This is a genomic window from Campylobacter sp. CFSAN093260 (assembly GCF_012890095.1).
GTDB classification, from domain to species: Bacteria; Campylobacterota; Campylobacteria; order Campylobacterales; family Campylobacteraceae; genus Campylobacter_D; species Campylobacter_D jejuni.
In genome coordinates this window covers 52,689-70,877 of record NZ_CP040618.1, presented here as the reverse complement: position 1 = coordinate 70,877, position 18,189 = coordinate 52,689, and the positions used below count along the sequence as shown (strand labels likewise).

Annotated in this window: 17 protein-coding genes, 1 other RNA gene and 1 pseudogene; 9 read left to right on the top strand and 10 right to left on the bottom strand. The window is 31.2% G+C overall.

Features of this window, described 5'->3' with window-relative positions:
* Positions 1 to 9: 9 nt before the first annotated feature.
* Together FBF22_RS00285 and mnmA are read left to right on the top strand one after the other, a co-directional pair.
* Entirely contained in the window at positions 10 to 615 is a 606-nt protein-coding gene (locus FBF22_RS00285) for a TIGR00730 family Rossman fold protein (protein WP_002851677.1), read from the top strand.
* Entirely contained in the window at positions 615 to 1,631 is a 1,017-nt protein-coding gene (gene mnmA / locus FBF22_RS00280; protein ID WP_002851977.1) for a tRNA 2-thiouridine(34) synthase MnmA, read from the top strand. Before FBF22_RS00285 ends, mnmA begins: the two co-directional genes overlap by 1 nt.
* A gap of 51 nt (positions 1,632 to 1,682) precedes the next feature.
* Here mnmA and FBF22_RS08585 read toward each other — a convergent pair.
* The 5 genes and pseudogenes from FBF22_RS08585 to ffs form a co-directional block, all read right to left on the bottom strand.
* A pseudogene (locus tag FBF22_RS08585) lies at positions 1,683 to 2,192 on the bottom strand (anion permease).
* Positions 2,193 to 2,212: 20 nt separating this feature from the next.
* Positions 2,213 to 2,416: an anion permease gene (locus FBF22_RS08580; RefSeq protein ID WP_002885679.1), complete on the bottom strand. Its 204-nt coding sequence runs from the start codon at positions 2,414 to 2,416 to the stop codon at positions 2,213 to 2,215.
* Between the two features lie 53 nt (positions 2,417 to 2,469).
* Complete coding sequence (locus FBF22_RS08575; protein WP_002874626.1) at positions 2,470 to 2,805, bottom strand: anion permease; 336 nt, start codon at positions 2,803 to 2,805, stop codon at positions 2,470 to 2,472.
* 222 nt (positions 2,806 to 3,027) lie between these two features.
* The gene (locus tag FBF22_RS00255; protein WP_002857729.1) at positions 3,028 to 3,177 is read right to left on the bottom strand and encodes a hypothetical protein; all 150 of its coding nucleotides are present in this window, start codon (positions 3,175 to 3,177) and stop codon (positions 3,028 to 3,030) included.
* A gap of 227 nt (positions 3,178 to 3,404) precedes the next feature.
* Positions 3,405 to 3,502, bottom strand: an RNA gene (gene ffs / locus FBF22_RS00250) — signal recognition particle sRNA small type.
* A gap of 182 nt (positions 3,503 to 3,684) precedes the next feature.
* Here ffs and FBF22_RS00245 point away from each other — a divergent pair.
* Both FBF22_RS00245 and FBF22_RS00240 read left to right on the top strand, forming a co-directional pair.
* A complete protein-coding gene (locus FBF22_RS00245; RefSeq protein ID WP_004315859.1) occupies positions 3,685 to 4,449 on the top strand; it encodes a bacteriohemerythrin in 765 nt (254 codons plus the stop codon).
* On the top strand, positions 4,406 to 6,277 hold the full coding sequence (locus FBF22_RS00240) for a flagellar assembly protein A (RefSeq protein ID WP_002788188.1): 1,872 nt from the start codon (positions 4,406 to 4,408) through the stop codon (positions 6,275 to 6,277). The genes FBF22_RS00245 and FBF22_RS00240 overlap by 44 nt, the downstream gene beginning before the upstream one ends.
* A 3-nt stretch (positions 6,278 to 6,280) precedes the next feature.
* Here FBF22_RS00240 and FBF22_RS00235 read toward each other — a convergent pair whose 3' ends face one another.
* From FBF22_RS00235 to FBF22_RS00220, 4 genes are read right to left on the bottom strand one after another with little or no spacing between them, the layout of a single operon-like run.
* Positions 6,281 to 7,918, bottom strand: coding sequence for a flagellar hook protein FlgE (locus tag FBF22_RS00235; RefSeq protein ID WP_002805291.1), 1,638 nt, complete (start codon positions 7,916 to 7,918; stop codon positions 6,281 to 6,283).
* A gap of 3 nt (positions 7,919 to 7,921) precedes the next feature.
* Positions 7,922 to 8,806: a flagellar basal body rod modification protein gene (locus tag FBF22_RS00230; RefSeq protein ID WP_002805290.1), complete on the bottom strand. Its 885-nt coding sequence runs from the start codon at positions 8,804 to 8,806 to the stop codon at positions 7,922 to 7,924.
* 53 nt (positions 8,807 to 8,859) lie between these two features.
* Entirely contained in the window at positions 8,860 to 10,653 is a 1,794-nt protein-coding gene (locus tag FBF22_RS00225; protein WP_074471117.1) for a flagellar hook-length control protein FliK, read from the bottom strand.
* Between the two features lie 15 nt (positions 10,654 to 10,668).
* Positions 10,669 to 10,992, bottom strand: coding sequence for a hypothetical protein (locus tag FBF22_RS00220; RefSeq protein WP_002782892.1), 324 nt, complete (start codon positions 10,990 to 10,992; stop codon positions 10,669 to 10,671).
* A gap of 134 nt (positions 10,993 to 11,126) precedes the next feature.
* Here FBF22_RS00220 and typA point away from each other — a divergent pair, with 134 nt between their 5' ends.
* The 3 genes from typA (at position 11,127) to FBF22_RS00205 (ending at position 14,803) form a co-directional block, all read left to right on the top strand.
* Positions 11,127 to 12,935 carry a translational GTPase TypA gene (gene typA, locus FBF22_RS00215; RefSeq protein ID WP_002859745.1) on the top strand — a complete coding sequence of 603 codons (1,809 nt, stop codon included), beginning with the start codon at positions 11,127 to 11,129 and terminating at the stop codon, positions 12,933 to 12,935.
* On the top strand, positions 12,935 to 13,582 hold the full coding sequence (locus FBF22_RS00210; RefSeq protein ID WP_165433239.1) for a poly(A) polymerase: 648 nt from the start codon (positions 12,935 to 12,937) through the stop codon (positions 13,580 to 13,582). The genes typA and FBF22_RS00210 overlap by 1 nt, the downstream gene beginning before the upstream one ends.
* A 177-nt stretch (positions 13,583 to 13,759) precedes the next feature.
* The gene (locus FBF22_RS00205) at positions 13,760 to 14,803 is read left to right on the top strand and encodes a c-type cytochrome (RefSeq protein WP_002898852.1); all 1,044 of its coding nucleotides are present in this window, start codon (positions 13,760 to 13,762) and stop codon (positions 14,801 to 14,803) included.
* A gap of 23 nt (positions 14,804 to 14,826) precedes the next feature.
* On the opposite strand, the gene FBF22_RS00200 is transcribed toward FBF22_RS00205, so the two are convergent.
* A complete protein-coding gene (locus FBF22_RS00200) occupies positions 14,827 to 16,176 on the bottom strand; it encodes a DUF2130 domain-containing protein (protein ID WP_002857687.1) in 1,350 nt (449 codons plus the stop codon).
* 102 nt (positions 16,177 to 16,278) lie between these two features.
* On the opposite strand from FBF22_RS00200, the gene FBF22_RS00195 reads away from it, so the two are divergent.
* Positions 16,279 to 17,481, top strand: a complete 1,203-nt coding sequence (locus FBF22_RS00195; protein WP_002888661.1) for a multidrug effflux MFS transporter — start codon at positions 16,279 to 16,281, stop codon at positions 17,479 to 17,481.
* On the top strand, positions 17,478 to 18,179 hold the full coding sequence (locus FBF22_RS00190) for an SIMPL domain-containing protein (RefSeq protein ID WP_165433240.1): 702 nt from the start codon (positions 17,478 to 17,480) through the stop codon (positions 18,177 to 18,179). Before FBF22_RS00195 ends, FBF22_RS00190 begins: the two co-directional genes overlap by 4 nt.
* Positions 18,180 to 18,189 lie beyond the last annotated feature (10 nt).

Here is an 18,189-nt window from a genome sequence, read left to right as displayed (position 1 = left end):
GGTTGAAAAATGAATGAAAAAATAAGCCAAGATTTAGAAAAATTTGCTAACATACCAAACCTAAAAAATGCCGTAACTTTTTTTGGTTCAGCAAGACTTAAAGAAGATAATTTTTATTATCAGCAGGCTAAAATTTTGGCACAAAAATGTGTTCAAAATGGTTTTTGTGTGATAAGTGGTGGAGGTGGTGGTATTATGCGTGCAGCCAACGAAGGTGCTTTTTCACAAAAAAATAATACAAATTCAATGAGTTCTGTAGGGTTTAATATATTTTTACCTCACGAGCAAAAACTTAATGATTTTGTAGAATATAATATTACTTTTGAGAGCTTAGCCATACGCAAAATGGCTCTTATTGAAAAGAGTCTAGCTTTTGTGATCTTCCCAGGCGGCTTTGGAACACTTGATGAATTGTGTGAAATTCTTACATTAAAACAATTAGAATTTAAAAAAGATGTTCCTATTATTTTGTTTGGGAGTGAATTTTGGCGAGGTTTTGATGAGTTCGTCAGAAATTCTTTACTCAAACTTGAAGTGATTTCTAAAGGAGATGAGTTAAAGTATAAAATCACTGACGACTTGGATTTTATAATTAATACTTTAAAGGAAATTTAATGAAAATTCTAGTCGCTATGAGCGGTGGAGTTGATAGTACAGTCACTGCTTATAAACTTAAAAATTTAGGTCATGAAGTTATAGGTTGTTATATGAAACTTCATGGCAAACCAAATTATCACGAAGAAAATATCAAAAAAGTAGAAAAAGTTGCAAACTTTTTGCAAATTCCTTATCATATTTTAGACTTACAAGAAGATTTTAAAAACAAAGTTTACATGCCTTTTGTGGATACTTATAAAGAGGGTAAAACACCAAATCCTTGCGCTTTATGTAACCGTTTTATCAAACTTGGAAAACTTTTAGAATTTGCTAAAAGTTTAGGTTGTGAAAAACTTGCCACAGGGCATTATGCAAGACTTGAAAACAACTTAATAAAAACCGCAGTAGATGAAAGCAAGGATCAAAGCTATTTTTTAGCTAGCGCAGATAAAGAAGCTTTAAAATATCTTATTTTTCCGTTAGGCGAAATGAAAAAAGAAGATGTGAAAAAATTTGCTTCCACTATAGAGGTTTTAAAATCTTTTGCCACCCAAAAGGAAAGTTCTGAAATTTGCTTTGTTGAAGATACTTATGTGCAAGTTTTAGATCAGTTTATGGATACAAAAATTCCTGGAGAAGTATTAGATAGTAGCGGAAAAGTGGTAGGCAAACATGAGGGCTATATGCACTATACCATAGGCAAAAGAAGGGGCTTTGAAGTGCGTGGGGCACATGAACCACATTTTGTTTTAAAAATCAATCCTAAGCAAAACCAAATCATCGTAGGAACCAAAGAAGAACTTAAAATCAGTGAATTTAACCTAAAAAATATCAATCTTTTTATAGACGCTAAAGAGCTTGATTGCGAAGTGAAAATCCGCTATCGTTCAAAATCCACACCTTGCAAGGTAGAAATTTATGAAGATAAAAGTGCAAAAATCATCCTAAAAGATCCTGTTTATGGACTTGCTAGCGGACAAATGGCAGTCTTTTATGATCATGATAAAGTCATAGCAAGTGGTTTTATAGAATAATTTCTAGGAATTAATTCCTAGAAATTATTAATAAAATCCTAAAATTTTCCACTAAACAAGCCCAACAGCTATCATCACTACTATATCAACTATGGAAATCACAAAACCTGTACTCCACCATTTTTTAAGAGTTACACAGCCTGTTCCAAAAATAACAGGAGCTGTTCCTATTGCATAGTGAGTTAATGCCATCATAACATTACCTGAAGCTATCATAATAAAAGCACAAAAAAGTGGTGGTGCTCCTGGCAAGCTGCACTATAAAAAACAAAAAACATTGCTGATATATGAGCTGTAGTAGAAGCAAAGAAATAGTGTGTATATAAAAAAAGCAAGGCTTAAAAATATCATAATAGAAATTTCCCCAAGTCCCATAGCAGAAGCAAATTCACCTTAAGCTTCAGCTAAAAACTGTGTAACACCAAGTTTGCCAAGTAAAGTTGCCATCATTACAAGAGCTGAAAACCATACTAAAGTATTCCAAGCAGCTTTTTCAGCCAAAACTTCCCCAAAAGTTAAAACTCCACTAATCAACACCAAAGACAACCCAAGCAAAGCCACACTAGTCGCATCAAGAGAAATTAGCCCAAAGCTCCAGCCCATAAAAGTAAAAGCGAGATAAAAACACTGAGCATGATTTTTTCACTATTTTTCATTTTTACAAGTTCTTTTAATTTATCTTTAGCAAAAGTAGAAGCATTAGGCGTGGATTTAATTTCTAGCGGAGAGAGAAAATAAAGCATCAAAGGCATCAAAAGCATAGCAGCTATACCAGGTAAAAACATCCCTAAAGCCTATTACCCCTAAGTTAAATGCACTTCTAAATTTGTAGCTTGTGCTATAAGATCAACCACCAAAGGATTTGGAGCTGTAGCTGTAATAAACATAGCTGATGAAATAGGATTGGCTCTTGATAATTTACCAAAGAAAGATAAGTGCCTATTTTATTTTGTGTTCCATCTTCAGGAGTGGATTTAAAACTTCTTGCAATAACTTGAACTATAGGATTTATGATAGCCCCTGCTCTTGCAGTATTTGAAGGAGTAACTGGAGCTAAAATAGTTTCACAAAAAGCTATAGAATAAGCAATACCTAAGGTTTTTTTACCAAGAATACTGATAAAATGATAAGCCAAATGCTCTCCAAGTCCTGTTTTAATAACTCCACGAGCCACAATAATAGAATAACTATAAGCTAAATAAGAGAATTTGAAAAACCACTTAAAGCGTCTTTTATACCCGTTTTAGATTTTAAATTTGATATAGCAGTATTTACCTTTTCATCTTATGCTCTTTTGATATAAAAAATCAAGTGCTGAAGTATTTAAAGGAAATTTTAGTCTCATCAATAAGTTGTTGCGTAGAAGTTTTCGAAGTAGCTTTGGTGTAAATTTTACTTAGATTTTCAATTGGGTAGTGGTAATGCCACTAAGAGCTACTATGGCAATAGCTATCATACAAACAGGCCCCAAAGGCATTACTTGTAAAATCACTGCCATAATCACAGCAATAAAAAGCCCAAGAAAATGCCAAGAATTATCTTCCAAACCTACAAGGAGTAGGTATAGGCCAAAACACAGCTGCAATTAAAATACGCAGCACCAACAAGGGAATTTTCTTTCTATCCATTGTTTATCTTTTGATATTGGTAATGAAATTCTAGTTAACTAATATTTTAATAAATCTTAAAATTATAATTTTTAAATAAATTTTTAATTTATAAAAAAGCTAGCCTGATTGAAAAATAAATAGGGAATTTTAAAATGAATAAAACCCTTCCCCAGATAACTGCGGCACACACTAAAATCAAGTGCTCTGCTGTGTTCCCACCCTGAAGCGGTGCTTAAAAATAGCATTGCACAGGTCTAAGAAAAGGCTCTAAAATTATATCACAATATACTTAAAAAGCCTTGAGAATTATAAAACTAAAAAAATAATATATAAATAATAAATTGGTTAAAATTTTATACATTTTTTAAAATTTATTTATAAAAACTATTATTTTATTCTCTAAAAATACGATATAAAAATAATTTATATCGCAAGGAAAAAATATGAAAGTTAAATGGAGTAGAGATTTTAGCATTAAAAATATGCAATTAGACAAACAACACGAACTAATTTTTGAAATTACCAATCTTGCAAATGATTTAGCTCTAAACATTCAAGATAATAATACACAACACAAAAATGATTTAAAACAAATTCTTGTAAAGCTATTTCAATACATCAAAATTCATTTTAAAGATGAAGAAAAATTTATGGAAAGCATTGATTTTCCTTTGATTGAAGAACATAAAAAATCTCATCAAATATTAGTAGAAAAAACTAAAGAGCTTTTAGAACACTCAAATGATATTGTAAAAATGTCTCAAGAACTTTCCATATTAACCAAAGATTGGATTTTAGATCATTTTGCTAATGAAGATTTATGGATAGCTAATTTTACAAAAAAAACCCTACACCTTCAAGAAATCCATTATACCTTAGAACAATACATAAAACTAAAATCAATCAAACAAGACCTAAGAGCTGAAAAAACTCATGATTATATTTGCAATTGTTCTTTGCGTATCCATGCAGTTCCACAGACTATACATCAAGAGCTTGTTAGCAAAGAAAATACCTTAAAGTGCGAAAAATGTGGGCAAATTTTAGTTCATTTGGATTATTTTGATTTGAATCAAAATTTCGAAAAATTCAATGCTATTTTTGAAGATGCACTACAAAATCACCATTTCACGACTCAAAAAAATGATATGGGGGGGGGGATAGATGAATTTTCAAGTAAAAACCTTAGAAACTTTCAATCCTTTTGAAAGTTTAAATCATGAACAAGCAAACACAGAACAAATTCTTGATTTTAGAGTTATAGATTTTAAACTTCTGTGTTCTAGTGTAAAACCAGCAAAAACAAAAACTTATGAAAGAAAGGATTTTGACTTATTTTATGCAGATGATTTTTTTGTAAAAAACTACAATACCATAGTGCAAAAATTTCTTATAGAAATTTACCCAAAAACCCAAAGTTTTCCTTTTACAGTCAAACTTAGATCCAACTCCAACCTAACCCATCTAAAAGCCAGTATCAACCTTACAGAAAATTTTAAATATTACCCTAATTTAAAATTTGATATTTTGCAAAATATCTACAAAATAATGATCAAACAAAAATTTTTAATCTTAAGACTTGATAAAAATTTATTTGATAAGATTGATGATTTTATCTTATCAATACAAAAAAGTCCATCTATTAAAGAAATAGAGCTTGAAATTGCCAAAGGTGTAGATAAGATTGAACATAAAAGTGATGAAATTATTTATCATAGAGATGTTAACGAAGAATGTTTTGACGAAAATATTAACTATGATGAAGGAAACTACTGTAAACCTATTGAAAAAAATGAGCTACTTTTTGAATACATTTATAGAATTCTTGGAAAAGAAGGACGAAATTTAAGAGGAGAGATACTTCATTTAAATCCAATAGCCTTTCTTGATAATCCTTTTATCATAAAAGATGAAAGCATTTACACAGAAGAATTAGAAGATAGAATTAAATATTTTAGCGCCAATTATGGATTTTTAAACAAAGATCATACAGGATATTGCATCGCAAATAATTTAAAATTATCACAAATAGGGCTTAAAACAACCGGTTCAATCAAAACAAATACCGATGAAAATATAAACTTAGAAATCACTAATTTTGATATAAGTGATGATGCTATTAAATCAGGTATTGTAAATGTTCAAGCTTCAAATATAAAAGTAAATGGGAATGTTGGAGCAACAAAACTTTATGGAAAAAATATCAGTATCAAAGGCTTAACTCATGCAAAAAGCGAAATTTTTGCACAAGATATTTTTATTACAACACACAAAGGAACTTTGCAAGCTGACACTGTATATATAAAAAATTTAGAAAATGGGACAATTATAGCTAAAAATGTATTTGTTGAAAACTGCATGGGTGGAAAAATAGAAGCAGAAAATATTTATATTTGCAATTTACTAACGGATAATACTTTATATCCAAGAAAAAATCTAATCATAACAAACAATATAAAATTTAAAAACAATATCGTAGTTTCACCACTAGTTTCTATTGAAAACAACTCAGATACAGAATGCGAAAATCTTAAAAATCTAAGCCTTAAAATAAAAAGTAAGCTTGATGACACCATAAGCAAAATGCAAAATTACTATGATTATCTAATCAAAAATCAAATCAAAATCATCAAACTTCAAAAGACTAAAAATCCTAGCGCCATAGAAATGAAATTTTCAAATCTTTATCACGATATCATAAAAAAATACAATCATCTTAGCATTTCGTATAAAAAATTTATAAAATTAAAATATCAAATTGATGCGAAATTAAATTTCTTAAATGAAATGGTTTACAATGTAAAAATATACATAAAAGCCGAAAATATCGGAGAGGATAATTTTTTAAAATTTTATCCTAACACAAACACCAACCTTGAACTAAAACATCATATAAATTTAAAAGACTATGAAAAGGTTTTATATCTTGAAAAAGGACAGCAAGTAAGTTATATTAAATCAAGTCATAATTATAGCGAAAGCGACATAGAAGAAATTAAAATTATTTTTGAAAAATTAGAAAAAGATAATTCCTAAGAATTATCTTTTCATATTAATGGCTTTTTGTATCATCTGATCACTTGTAGTGATACTTTTTGAGCTTGCATCAAAGGCTTTTTGAGTTACGATAAGGTTTGAAAGCTCTGCGCTTAAATCAACATTTGATTGTTCTAAGAATCCGCCTTTAAATTTAGCTGTATTAACAACTTGACCATCTTTCATAATAAAACTTGCATCACCGCTATTTGCCGTTGCTGCAAAAATATTATCTCCCATAGCAACTAATCCTTGCTCATTGATAAAATTATATAAAGCAAGCTTTCCAACTATGGCATTTTTACCATTGCTAAATTGCGCAACAATACTTCCATCATCGGATATATTATATTGTTCAAAAAACCCTTCAGCTACACCATCTTGTTGTGTAACTACATTTTTTTCGACGCCTTGTTTAATATAAATCCCACTATAACCCGAACCAGGCTTGTTAGCATCATAAGGAGAACCTAAATCAATATTAATTGTTCCACCATTTGGATTTGCAATGCTTGTAATATTGTTTTGAAGCAAAGCACCATTTTTATCAAAAACCATATTTCCTTCAGTCGGATTGCCTACGGCATTGCCATTAGAATCATAAATTTGTGCAATAGCTTTATATTGTATATTATCGCCTTCTTGCGGTAAAACTCTTTCAAGTGTAACCCTTAAAGTGCTTTTACTTCCATCTGCATTATAAATAGGGGATTCTAAAATATCTTTATTGGCTTTTTGTTGCTCTGTTGAAATTTGAGCTGTATCAAGCTTGATGCTATTTTCATCCAATCCTTTTAAATCAAGCTCGTTACTTTTAAAATTTAGATTTTCATCTAAAGTCGCTTCAAAGCTTGTTTTTACGCCATTATCATCAGTGAAATTTAAAATAATCCTATCACCCGCTTTAGCACTAAACACATCTTCTTTGCTAACACTACCACTAACTACATATTTTCCATCTTCAGTTTTTGTAATGTTAAATTTACTAGGATCAAGATCTACTTTAACTACTTCTGTTGTTGTGTTAGTATTTAAACTTCCACTCCATTTTACATTTTGAGTTACTTGAGGAGGTAAATACATATTCACAGGTACTTTAATAGCCCCTTGAGAAGCGGTTGTGCCTATACTGAAAGAATTATTTGAATTTACAGTAAAACCATTATTTACCGGAGTTCCTGTGTTAAGATAATCCCCCATAAGCCCAGCAACTCTATCGCTATAGTTAATACCAGTAAAAGCAGGATTCATTGTTCCTAAAACAAAATTTCCATAAGAATCTACCAAATATCCATTGGCATCTCTTCTAAATGATCCATTTCTAGTATAGTAAGCATTGCCATCAGCCCCTAAAACCCCAAAAAATCCTTTTCCTTGCAAAGCCACATCAAATTCGCCATCACTTGCAACAGGAGAACCCTGTTCGAAAACAACTTGAGAAGATGCTGCACCGCTACCATAACCACCTTGAGCAGGGTTGGTTGATTGGGTTGTTATGGTAGTATAAAAAATATCTTTAAATTGAGCATCAGAGTATTTAAAGCCCGTGGTATTGACATTTGCTATGTTATTAGCAGTGATATCAATACCAAAGCTATTGCTTTTTACTCCAGAAATCCCATTATAAAATGAATTCATCATGGCTTATGCCTTTTCCTCTTTGTCGCCATCTTCTGTAGATCCAGACCCAGAAGAATCTCCATCGCTTGAACCACCACTTGAGTCTCCACTTGAACCGCTTCCTCCAGTAGATGAAGATGAACCAAGCTTATAATCTGTTATTTCTTGTATCGCATCAAAAGGAACTTCTTGTCCAGCCATTTTTGCATAGGCAACACCATCTTTAAAAACAACACCTTCGATAGGATAAGTTCCGTAATTTGCAGTGATTTTTTCACCATTTTTATTATTATAAACCATTTTAACAGTGTACTCACCATCACCTGCATAAACCCCATCGTTATTTCTTCCTGGCCACTCCATAGTAAATAAACCTTGAGAAATAGATTTAGCATCGCTTTTTTCACTGAAAACAAGTTTATTATTGCTATCATAAATTTCTAGCGTAACACCGTTTTCATCAGAATCTTCAGGCAAATACATTTTAAGAGCGATAAGCTCATCTGCACCTGTAAGTTTGATTTTATTATCTGAAACAGTTGCCATTTTACCAATAGCCCCTAAAGCTGAAGTACTCATACTTGTACTAAAAGAATCAGAAAGCTTTTGCATAGTTTCAACCATTTTTTGCATAGTTGTATTGGTATTTTGCTGCATTTCAAGTGCGCTAAGCTGCGAAGTTTGAGTAAGCATTTTATCGCTATCCATAGGATCTGTTGGATCTTGATGTTGAAGCTCTATCAAAAGAAGTTTTAAAAACGCATCCTTATCTAAGGTAGCGTTTGGATTGCTCACTATTCCTGAGCTACTACTTGAATCTGTTCTAGTTGTTCCACTAGTACTTCCTGAAGAAGTAGTACCTGAAGTTGTAGCAGTGGTATTTAAATTCCAATCCGATGATGATATCATTATAAACTCCTTTTTATTTAGTTTTTTATTATTTAAGCAATAAGTGTTCCAATTTAAAAATACTTCGCTAAAACAAGCTCTAGATTGACTTTTTCACTTTCATTTTTTCCATCTAAAGCATCTTTAAAACCATATCCACTACGATTTTTTCCTTGATTTTGATTTTGCTCTCTTTTACCTTGATCACTAAAATTCATTTCAAGTCCAGTAAATCCCATATTTACAAGAGAATTTTTAAACTCGGCTTGATTTTGGATAAACAAATTCATTGCATTGGTATTGGAGTTGAAATTGATATGAAGGTTATTACCTCTTTGTATCAAAGTTACCTCCACTTCTCCAAGATTATTAGGATTTAGAGTGATACTAAGTTTAGTAATAGGCGCTTTATATTGATCTACAGCCTCTTTTAAATCTTGTGAAAAATACTGCAAAGTTTCTTTAGGAGTGATATTGCGAGCATTGTTTTGTGTTACTTTATTTAAATCTTTGACTAAAGAATTTAACTCATCTAAGCTATTTTTATCTACATTTTCACTGTGCGTTTTTGTTTGCTCTTGAGTAAAAGTTTCTTTATTAGTAGTATTATTATTAAAATTTGCATTATTCTCTTTGTTTTGAACTACTTGAGTTTTATTTAAATTTTCAAAATTTAATTTTTGATCAAAGAAATTTTGTTTTATATCTTTATTTTCTTTGTTGTTGTTTTTAGGCTCTTTATTTAGATTAAAATCTTTTTGTGTTAAATTTGAAACTAATTTCTGAGTATCTTTAACAATTTCTTTATTTAAATTTTTATCAAGATTTAAATTTTGATCATTGTTCTTTAAATTTTTATTTTGATCTTGTATATTTTCTTGATTTAAATTGTTTTTTTCTTGATTTTTATTTAACTCTTTATTAAAATCTTTGTTTAAGTCTTTGCTTTCTTTATTTAAATTATCTTGGTTTTTTTTATCTTTTATATTTAACTCTTCTGTTAAATTTTTTGCAAACTCATCATTTTTGATATTTTTTAAAGTATTTTTAGCATCTGTGGTATCTTCTTCTATTTTTGATTTAACTTTATCGTTTTTTTCGTGTTTGCTTTCTTTGGATGAAAGTATGGAATCTAAATTTTTTAAAGTTTGAGAAAGCAAAGAACCGCTATCTTTAGAATTTGTTTTTTGCATAGAATGAGTGCTTGTAGTATGAGTTGTATTTTCTAAATTGTGATTTAAATTTTTACTCACATTGGAAATTTTATTATTGATGATTTCTTTAAAAACATTATCCACAGCACCCTTAAAAAAATCAGCCTTATCTAAATTTGGAAAAGTTGCTTTAAGATCAAGAAGACGATCTACTTTAATATTTTTTACATTTAAGCCCAGATCTTTAGCTATGTCCAAAAGCTCACTAAGATTTGATGCACCTTTTAAAGCATTAAAATTAGCCTCTGTTTTAATAAGACTTGAAAGTTGAGTAGAAAGATTTGCTAGTTTAACATCTGCTGTATCTGTTTTTAGCTTATCTAACAAAGAAAGAATTTGCATAAAAGAAGCAGATTCGAAAATGCTTATCTTATCGCTCTCATCAAAAGCTCCTTTTTGAAGTCTGCTCATCGCTTCATTAACAACTTCTTTTTGACTGATCTTCATATGATCAGGTAAAAATTCATTGGTTTCATTGATAGAATTAAGCAAAGAATTTAAAAAACTTTCCGTATCATCTTGAGTTGAATTTTTACTATCACTACTTTCATGTTCTTTATTTTTACTAGTTTTACTAAAAGAACTGCTAGTAGTAGAAGTTTTACTCGGCGTAAGATTTAAAACATCATTTTGCGGAGCTAAATTTGACATCACTTTTCCTTCAAAAAATTATTTTAAAAATTTATCTACCATTACATTAGGAAATTTTTCTTTCAAATAAGAATCTTCATATACTTTAATCATCTTATCTTCATTTAAAGCAGTTAAGATATTTAAAAGCTCTTCTAAATTTTTAGCATTTAAAATTTTCTCTAAATTTTCTTCATTTTCTAAAATTTCTGTAAGCTCACTTGAAATTCTTGCCATTTTTTCGTTTTCATCTGATCTAAAAGTTTCTAAAAGCTCTAAAACTTGAAGCAAAACTTCATTTTTTCTTTCAGCTAAATCACTTTTAAATTCAACAAAAATCTCTTCATTTAATGGTTTTGACATTTTAACTTCCTTTTTAAAATTTTAATTTCATAAGTTTTTAAAGCAAGAAGTGTTCCAAGTTTTGATACTTTGTAGTTTAAGTTAAATTTTTGTATAATTTAAGCTTTTAAAAATTTAGCTTTGGAGAAGAAAATTTGGAAAACATTAGAAATATAGCAGTTATAGCTCACGTTGACCATGGTAAAACCACTATGGTAGATGAATTGTTAAAACAATCAGGCACCTTTAGCGAAAGAGAACAAATTTCAGAACGCGTTATGGATAGCAACGATATAGAAAAAGAACGCGGTATTACCATACTTTCAAAAAACACAGCGATCAATTACAAAGGTACAAAAATCAACATCATAGATACTCCAGGGCATGCTGATTTTGGCGGAGAAGTAGAACGTGTTTTAAAAATGATTGATGGAGTTTTGCTTTTAGTAGATGCTCAAGAAGGCGTTATGCCACAAACTAAATTCGTGGTTAAAAAAGCTTTATCTTTAGGGCTTAAACCTATAGTTGTAATCAACAAAATAGACAAACCAGCTGCTGATCCTGAAAGAGTGATCAATGAAATTTTTGATCTTTTTGTAGCCCTAGATGCAAACGATGAGCAACTTGACTTTGCTATAGTTTATGCTGCAGCAAAAAATGGTTATGCTAAGCTTGATCTAAACGATGAAAGTGATAATATGGAGCCACTTTTTAAAACCATACTTGAACGCGTTCCAGCTCCAAGTGGTAGTGATGAAAATCCTTTGCAGCTTCAAGTTTTCACTTTGGGGTATGATAATTTCGTAGGTAAAATAGGCATTGCTAGAATTTTCAATGGGGTTGTGAAGAAAAACCAAAGCGTAATGCTTGCAAAAGCTGATGGTACCAAGGTAAATGGTAGAATTTCAAAACTCATTGGCTTTATGGGCTTAGAAAAAATGGACATCGAAGAAGCAGGAAGTGGAGATATCGTAGCTATAGCAGGTTTTGAAGCTTTAGATGTGGGTGATAGCGTTGTAGATCCAAACAATCCTATGCCACTTGATCCTTTACACATTGAAGAGCCGACTTTAAGCATAGTATTTTCTGTAAATGATGGACCATTAGCAGGAACTGAAGGAAAACATGTAACTTCAAATAAAATCGCTGAACGTTTAGAAGCTGAAATGAAAACTAATATTGCTATGAAATACGAAAGCACAGGAGAAGGTAAATTTAAAGTAAGCGGTAGGGGCGAACTTCAAATCACTATTTTAGCTGAAAATATGCGTCGTGAAGGTTTTGAGTTTTGCATGGGAAGACCTGAAGTTATCGTAAAAGTTGAAGATGGAGTTAAAACAGAACCTTTTGAACATTTAGTTATCGATGTGCCTGAAGAATTTAGTGGTGCGGTAATAGAAAAACTTGGCAAAAGAAAAGCTGAAATGAAAACCATGGCACCAACAGGCGATGGACAAACAAGACTTGAGTTTGAAATTCCAGCACGCGGACTTATAGGTTTTAGAAGTCAGTTTTTAACTGATACCAAAGGCGAAGGCGTGATGAATCATAGCTTTTTAGAATTCCGTCCTTTTAGCGGTGCGGTTGAAAAGCGTAATAATGGAGCGTTAATTTCTATGGAAAATGGCGTGGCTTTAGGGTATTCTTTGTTTAACCTTCAAGAGCGTGGAGTACTTTTCATAGAGCCTCAAACTAAAGTTTATACCGGTATGATTATAGGTGAGCACTCTCGTCCAAATGATTTAGATGTTAATCCTATCAAAGGAAAGAATCTTACCAATGTAAGAGCAAGTGGAAGCGATGATGCAATCAAACTTGTGCCACCTAGAAAATTAAGTCTTGAAAGAGCTTTAGAGTGGATAGAAGAAGATGAACTTGTAGAAGTTACACCTGTAAATGTGCGTGTTCGCAAACGCTATCTTGACCCAACTCAAAGAAAAAGAATGGAAAAAGCAAAATCTTAATGGATTTAAAAAGCTTAGAAAATAATAGACTTTATATACTTAAACGCTTAGGAATCTTAAAATTCCTAAGCATTATCGAAGCCTTACTTGTAGGTTTTTTAGCCTTTGTTTTTATAAGAGATGCCTTAATCGCAGTAATTTTAGCTGTTTTTGTAGGTGTTTTTTTCTTTCGTTTTACAGCCAAAAAACTAAAACTCGCACAAAAAGAATTACAAATTAATGCTTTAAATTTATTTTTACGTCGTTTTGGGGCAAAATTTAAAAAGCAAAGTTTAAGCCAAAAAGACTTTTTAAAATTAGGACTTACAAAGGATTTGAAAGAATTTAAAAGTCAAAACTGCTTTGAATTTAAGGATTTTAAAATTTATGATATTCAGTTTTTGGACGAAAATAAACGCTTTTTTTGCGGAATTTTGCTCGAAATTTTAAGTGCAAACAAAAATCCTAGCTTTGAAAATGAAGAGCAAATTTATATCAAACTTACAGATAAAAATTTCACTTTAAATCATATCTTTTCTAAAGAAAATCGTTATCTTATCGCTACTTTAAGCAATCCTTTTTTTATAGATATAAAAAAAGATTTTGAAAACAATTTCAAAAATTTAGAAGAAAATCTAAACTCTATAAAAAACAAACTATTTAAATAATTAACATAAAGTTAATATCATAAAATTTTAATAAATATTAATTATATACTTTAAAAATATATTACTTTTAGTAACACTCTAAAATTTAATTTTATTTAAATTATTCTTATTATGCTTAATATTTAAGAAAAAATACACTAAAATCAATTTGAACTGCAAATAAAAAGGAGGAAAATCATGAAAAAACACATTTTATTGCTTAGTTTATGTCTTAGTTTGAGTCTTAGTGCTAAAAGCGTGAGTGATTACAAAGTAGGAGAAGAATTAAGCGACAAGGAAGGAGTAGAGTATTTTAAGGAACTTTCCAAAAGACCTGTGCAAGAATGGCCAAATAAAAATTTAAGCATCAATGATGTTCCAAAAGGCAAGCAAGGGGATTTAATCCGTTATGGCATAGAGCTTTTAAGCAAGACAGAAAGTACTCTAGGACCCTATAGCAAGCTAAAAAAGACAAGCAACGAAGTAAATTGTATTTCCTGTCACATGGACAATGACGGCAATGGTTTGCCAGGGACAAAAAAATATGTTATTCCATTTTTAAATATCCTAAACAATTATCCAAGACTTGACATAGAAACGATGAAAATCATCTCTGTTGAAGATAGAATTCGCGGAATGGGCGGAACTGACTCTCATAGATTTCCTAATGATTCTAAAGAAATGAAAGCAATTTTAGCTTATTTTAAATGGCTAAAAGAAGCTTATGGTATCAAAGACGGCGTAAAGCTTGAAGGAGATTTTTTTGCTAAGATGAATTTTCCAAATCGCCCAGCTGACCCTGTGCGTGGAAAAAAACTCTTTGAAGAAAATTGCGTTGCTTGCCATGGCGAAAGAGGACTTGGGGTAAAAAATGATAATTACGAACAAGGTAGCGGACATTTATATCCATCTTTACTTATCTATCCTGATGGTGGACACATGGCTATGATACCATTTTTAGCAAGATTTTTAAAATCAGCCATGCCTTTTGGTGCGAGTGCGGATAATCCTATATTAAGCGATGAAGATGCACTAGATATAGCAGCTTATGTCAATACAGGTTTTGTAAGAATGCCTATAACCACTACAGAAAATCGTGCAGGACTTGATACAGCTTATAGCAAATCCCCATCATTAAAACCTGAGTATTTTGCCTCACCGCAACAAAATTTAGACCCTAAAGAATACATAAAAGTAAAATACGGACCTTGGAAAAATCCAAATCACTTCCCAGGAGAATGATTAATTTTGGGCTTAGCCCAAAATTAATCCTCATCTTTTGCTAAATTTTCAAGACTTTTAATCCCTTCTTCGCCTATCAAATTTCCACCTTGTAAGTCGCTAAATATCGCATTTAAAGAACTCACTATGGCAGTGGAATTAAAACTTAGATTTTCTATAGCTCTTTCTCTTTTTTTCCATATATTTTGCAAAGCTCTTTTTTCAGCTTCTAATTCTTCTTTCATATTTTGATAAGTTTTAAGTATAAAAGTGATTTGCGTATTAAATTCCTTGGAATTTAAGTATTCGTATAAAATGTGATTTTTTTCATCTTTGTTTTGTAAAGCATTTTTGAGTTTATAAGCGTTTATAATGCTTTCTCTAAGCACTGCTAAAACACCTTTGAATTCATTAAAAGTACAGATCAAAATTCCTTCTTTAAAATGCGTTTTTTCTTTATCTTTTGGCATAGTTTTTGTGATCAAAACCGCTATATCACTTTTTGCGGCTATGCTGTCTAGCTTAAGCTTATCAAGCCATTCTTTATTAAATTCTTTAGTGCGTTTGCTCTCATACAAAATACTTCCGCAAATATTTCCAAAATTATCCTTTACTATATGCAGACAATCAGCTCCATTTACGCCTTTTGGCACTTCTTTTACTTCATCGCTTAAATACTCACTTTGTATGTATTCTTCTATGAGTAGTTCGGCTGCTTCGCCTTGGAGTTGCTGTGAGCCTTGTTCTATCCTGCGTTGTGCGTCTTCTAGCTTTTGAGCTACACTTTTAAAATTCGTTTCTAGTTCTTTGTATTTAAGATCTTGCTCTTGAGTACTTTTTTGAAATTCAAGACGCATTTTTTCTCTTTCAAATTCCAAATTTTTGCTTTCTTGTTCTTTAAATTCTTTAAAAGCCTCTTCTTTGGCTTGAAATTTCAATCTTTCTTCATTTTCTTTTTGCTCTCTTTTTAACCTTTCATTTTCAGCCTTTATGCTTAAAAACTCGCTAAGTTCTTTGCTTTTTTTCTCGAGTTCTTCTTGCATGATTTTCATTTCATTTTCATGCTCTTTGTTAAATTTCTCGCTGAATTCTTTTTGGAAATTTTGCTTTTGTGTGAGAAGTTCTTGTTCAAATTTTTGCTTTTCTAAAAGAAGCTTTTGGCTTACTTGCTCGTTTATGAGTTTTTCTTGTTCTATCTTTTGAGTTTTTAAATCATTTAAAGCTTTGGTATATTCAGCTCTTTTAGCATTTACCTCATCATCAAATTCTTTTTTTTGTTTTAGCATTTCTTGCTTGGCTTTATCTAAAATTTGAACATATAAAGCAGTGCTAATATCGATAAAACTTCCACAACTTGGGCATTTGATTTGTTCATTTTGGTTTAAATTTTGCATAAAATTTCCTTAGAATTTTTCCCTAAATTTAACATAGAAAAACAAAGATTATTCTAAGATTGACTCGTTAAAATCATTCTTTTAAAATAATTAGGATTACAAATGCAAAAACACACCAAAATTCACGGCTTTGCTAAATTTAAACTCATCGTTATCCTTGCTTTGATGTCAAGCATAGCACCACTTTCTACAGATATGTATTTGCCTGCACTTTCTCATGTGGAGCAAAGTTTTCAAACTAATTCTTTTTTAACCCAACTTAGTATCGCAAGTTTTTTTATCGCTTTTGCTTTAGGACAGCTTATATATGGGCCTTTAAGTGATATTTTTGGGCGTAAAATTCCAGCTTTGGTGGGGATATTTTTCTTCATCGTTTCGAGTTTGTTTTGTGTGATTATCGATGATATTTATGCTTTTATCGCTTTGAGATTTTTTGAAGCACTTGGGGGTTGTGCAGGTGTGGTTATCGCAAGGGCTATTGTCAATGACTTGTTTGAGATCAAAGAAGCTGCAGGGATTTTTGCTTTGATGATGGTTTTTAGTTCTCTTGCTCCTATGCTTTCGCCAACTTTTGGGGGAATTTTGCTAGAGTATTTTTCATGGCATAGTATTTTTGCGACTTTGTTTGCTTTAGGAATTTTACTTTTTTTGATGATACTTTTTGGTTTAAAAGAGTCCGCACCTCATCTTAAAAACAAAAAATTTTCCCATCATGAAGCGATGAAAAGCTACAAATTTGTTTTAAGCGATAAACGCTTTTTAGTTTATATACTATGTGCTTCTTTTGCTTTGGCGGCGATGTTTGCTTATATCACAGGATCAAGCTTTGTTTTTACGCAGTTTTTTGGCTTGAGTGAGCAAAAATTTGCTTTGCTTTTTGGGGCAAATGCTTTAGGTTTTGTCATCTGTGCAAATATCAATGCAAGATTGGTTTTAAAATACGAAAGCGAAAAAATTTTGGCAAAAGCTTTGATGATAATGTTTATATCGACTGTGATTTTACTTGCAAATGCCTTTTTTCATCCAAATTTCTTGCTTTTTGAACTTAGTATTTTTACAAGTATCGCTATGCTTGGTTTCATCGCACCCAATACCACGACTTTGGCTATGGCAAGGTTTAAAGAACATAGCGGAACTGCTTCTGCGGTGCTTGGAACGGTGCAATTTGGTTTTGCAGGGCTTATTTCTTTTGTGGTTGGGGCTATTAACGCAAATACGCCGATAATCCTTGCTTTTGTAATGTGTGCTTGCGTATTGGTTGCAAATATGATATATTTTCTAATCAAAATAAAGGAGAAAAAATGAAAACAAATAATATCTTTATGGCTTTAGCCATAGTTTTAGCAAGTTTGATTCTAGCTTTTGGATTTAACAAGGCTTTAAGCGATTTTAAAACACTTGAAAGAAGTGTAAGCGTAAAGGGTTTAAGTCAAAAAGAAGTCGAAGCGGATACTTTGATACTTCCTATAAAATTCACAAGATCAAACAACAATCTTACAAATTTATACGAAGAACTAGAACAAGATAAAGAAAATATCATCAAATTTTTAAAAGAACAAGGCGTAAAAGAAGATGAGATCAGCTACAACTCGCCAAATATCATAGATCGTTTAAGCGATCCTTATAGCAACGACACTCAAGCTGCATACCGATACATAGGCACTGCGAATTTACTCATCTATACTCAAAATGTAAAGCTTGGAAAAAGCATACTAGAAAACATTTCAAGTCTTGCAAAATTTGGCATAGTAACAAAAATCGATGATTATGATATAGAATACCTTTACACCAAGCTAAATGAGATAAAACCACAAATGATAGAAGAAGCAACGCTCAATGCTAGAAACGCAGCAATAAAATTCGCACAAGACTCAAACAGCCATCTAGGCAAGATAAAAAAGGCTTATCAAGGACAATTTAGCATCAGCAACAGGGATAAAAACACCCCTTATATCAAAACCATAAGAGTGGTTTCTACTATAGAATACTACTTAAAGGACTGATGATAAAATT

What these genes read in the sequence shown, in the direction of transcription:
- FBF22_RS00195 (WP_002888661.1), top strand. Translation starts at nt 16,279, where the DNA reads ATGCAAAAACACACCAAAATTCACGGCTTTGCTAAATTTAAACTCATC.
- FBF22_RS00230 (WP_002805290.1), bottom strand. Translation starts at nt 8,806, where the DNA reads ATGATATCATCATCGGATTGGAATTTAAATACCACTGCTACAACTTCA.
- FBF22_RS00200 (WP_002857687.1), bottom strand. Translation starts at nt 16,176, where the DNA reads ATGCAAAATTTAAACCAAAATGAACAAATCAAATGCCCAAGTTGTGGA.
- FBF22_RS00285 (WP_002851677.1), top strand. Translation starts at nt 10, where the DNA reads ATGAATGAAAAAATAAGCCAAGATTTAGAAAAATTTGCTAACATACCA.
- FBF22_RS08580 (WP_002885679.1), bottom strand. Translation starts at nt 2,416, where the DNA reads ATGTTTTTACCTGGTATAGCTGCTATGCTTTTGATGCCTTTGATGCTT.
- mnmA (WP_002851977.1), top strand. Translation starts at nt 615, where the DNA reads ATGAAAATTCTAGTCGCTATGAGCGGTGGAGTTGATAGTACAGTCACT.
- FBF22_RS00245 (WP_004315859.1), top strand. Translation starts at nt 3,685, where the DNA reads ATGAAAGTTAAATGGAGTAGAGATTTTAGCATTAAAAATATGCAATTA.
- FBF22_RS00220 (WP_002782892.1), bottom strand. Translation starts at nt 10,992, where the DNA reads ATGTCAAAACCATTAAATGAAGAGATTTTTGTTGAATTTAAAAGTGAT.
- FBF22_RS00240 (WP_002788188.1), top strand. Translation starts at nt 4,406, where the DNA reads ATGAATTTTCAAGTAAAAACCTTAGAAACTTTCAATCCTTTTGAAAGT.
- FBF22_RS00190 (WP_165433240.1), top strand. Translation starts at nt 17,478, where the DNA reads ATGAAAACAAATAATATCTTTATGGCTTTAGCCATAGTTTTAGCAAGT.
- FBF22_RS00210 (WP_165433239.1), top strand. Translation starts at nt 12,935, where the DNA reads ATGGATTTAAAAAGCTTAGAAAATAATAGACTTTATATACTTAAACGC.
- FBF22_RS00235 (WP_002805291.1), bottom strand. Translation starts at nt 7,918, where the DNA reads ATGATGAATTCATTTTATAATGGGATTTCTGGAGTAAAAAGCAATAGC.
- FBF22_RS00205 (WP_002898852.1), top strand. Translation starts at nt 13,760, where the DNA reads ATGAAAAAACACATTTTATTGCTTAGTTTATGTCTTAGTTTGAGTCTT.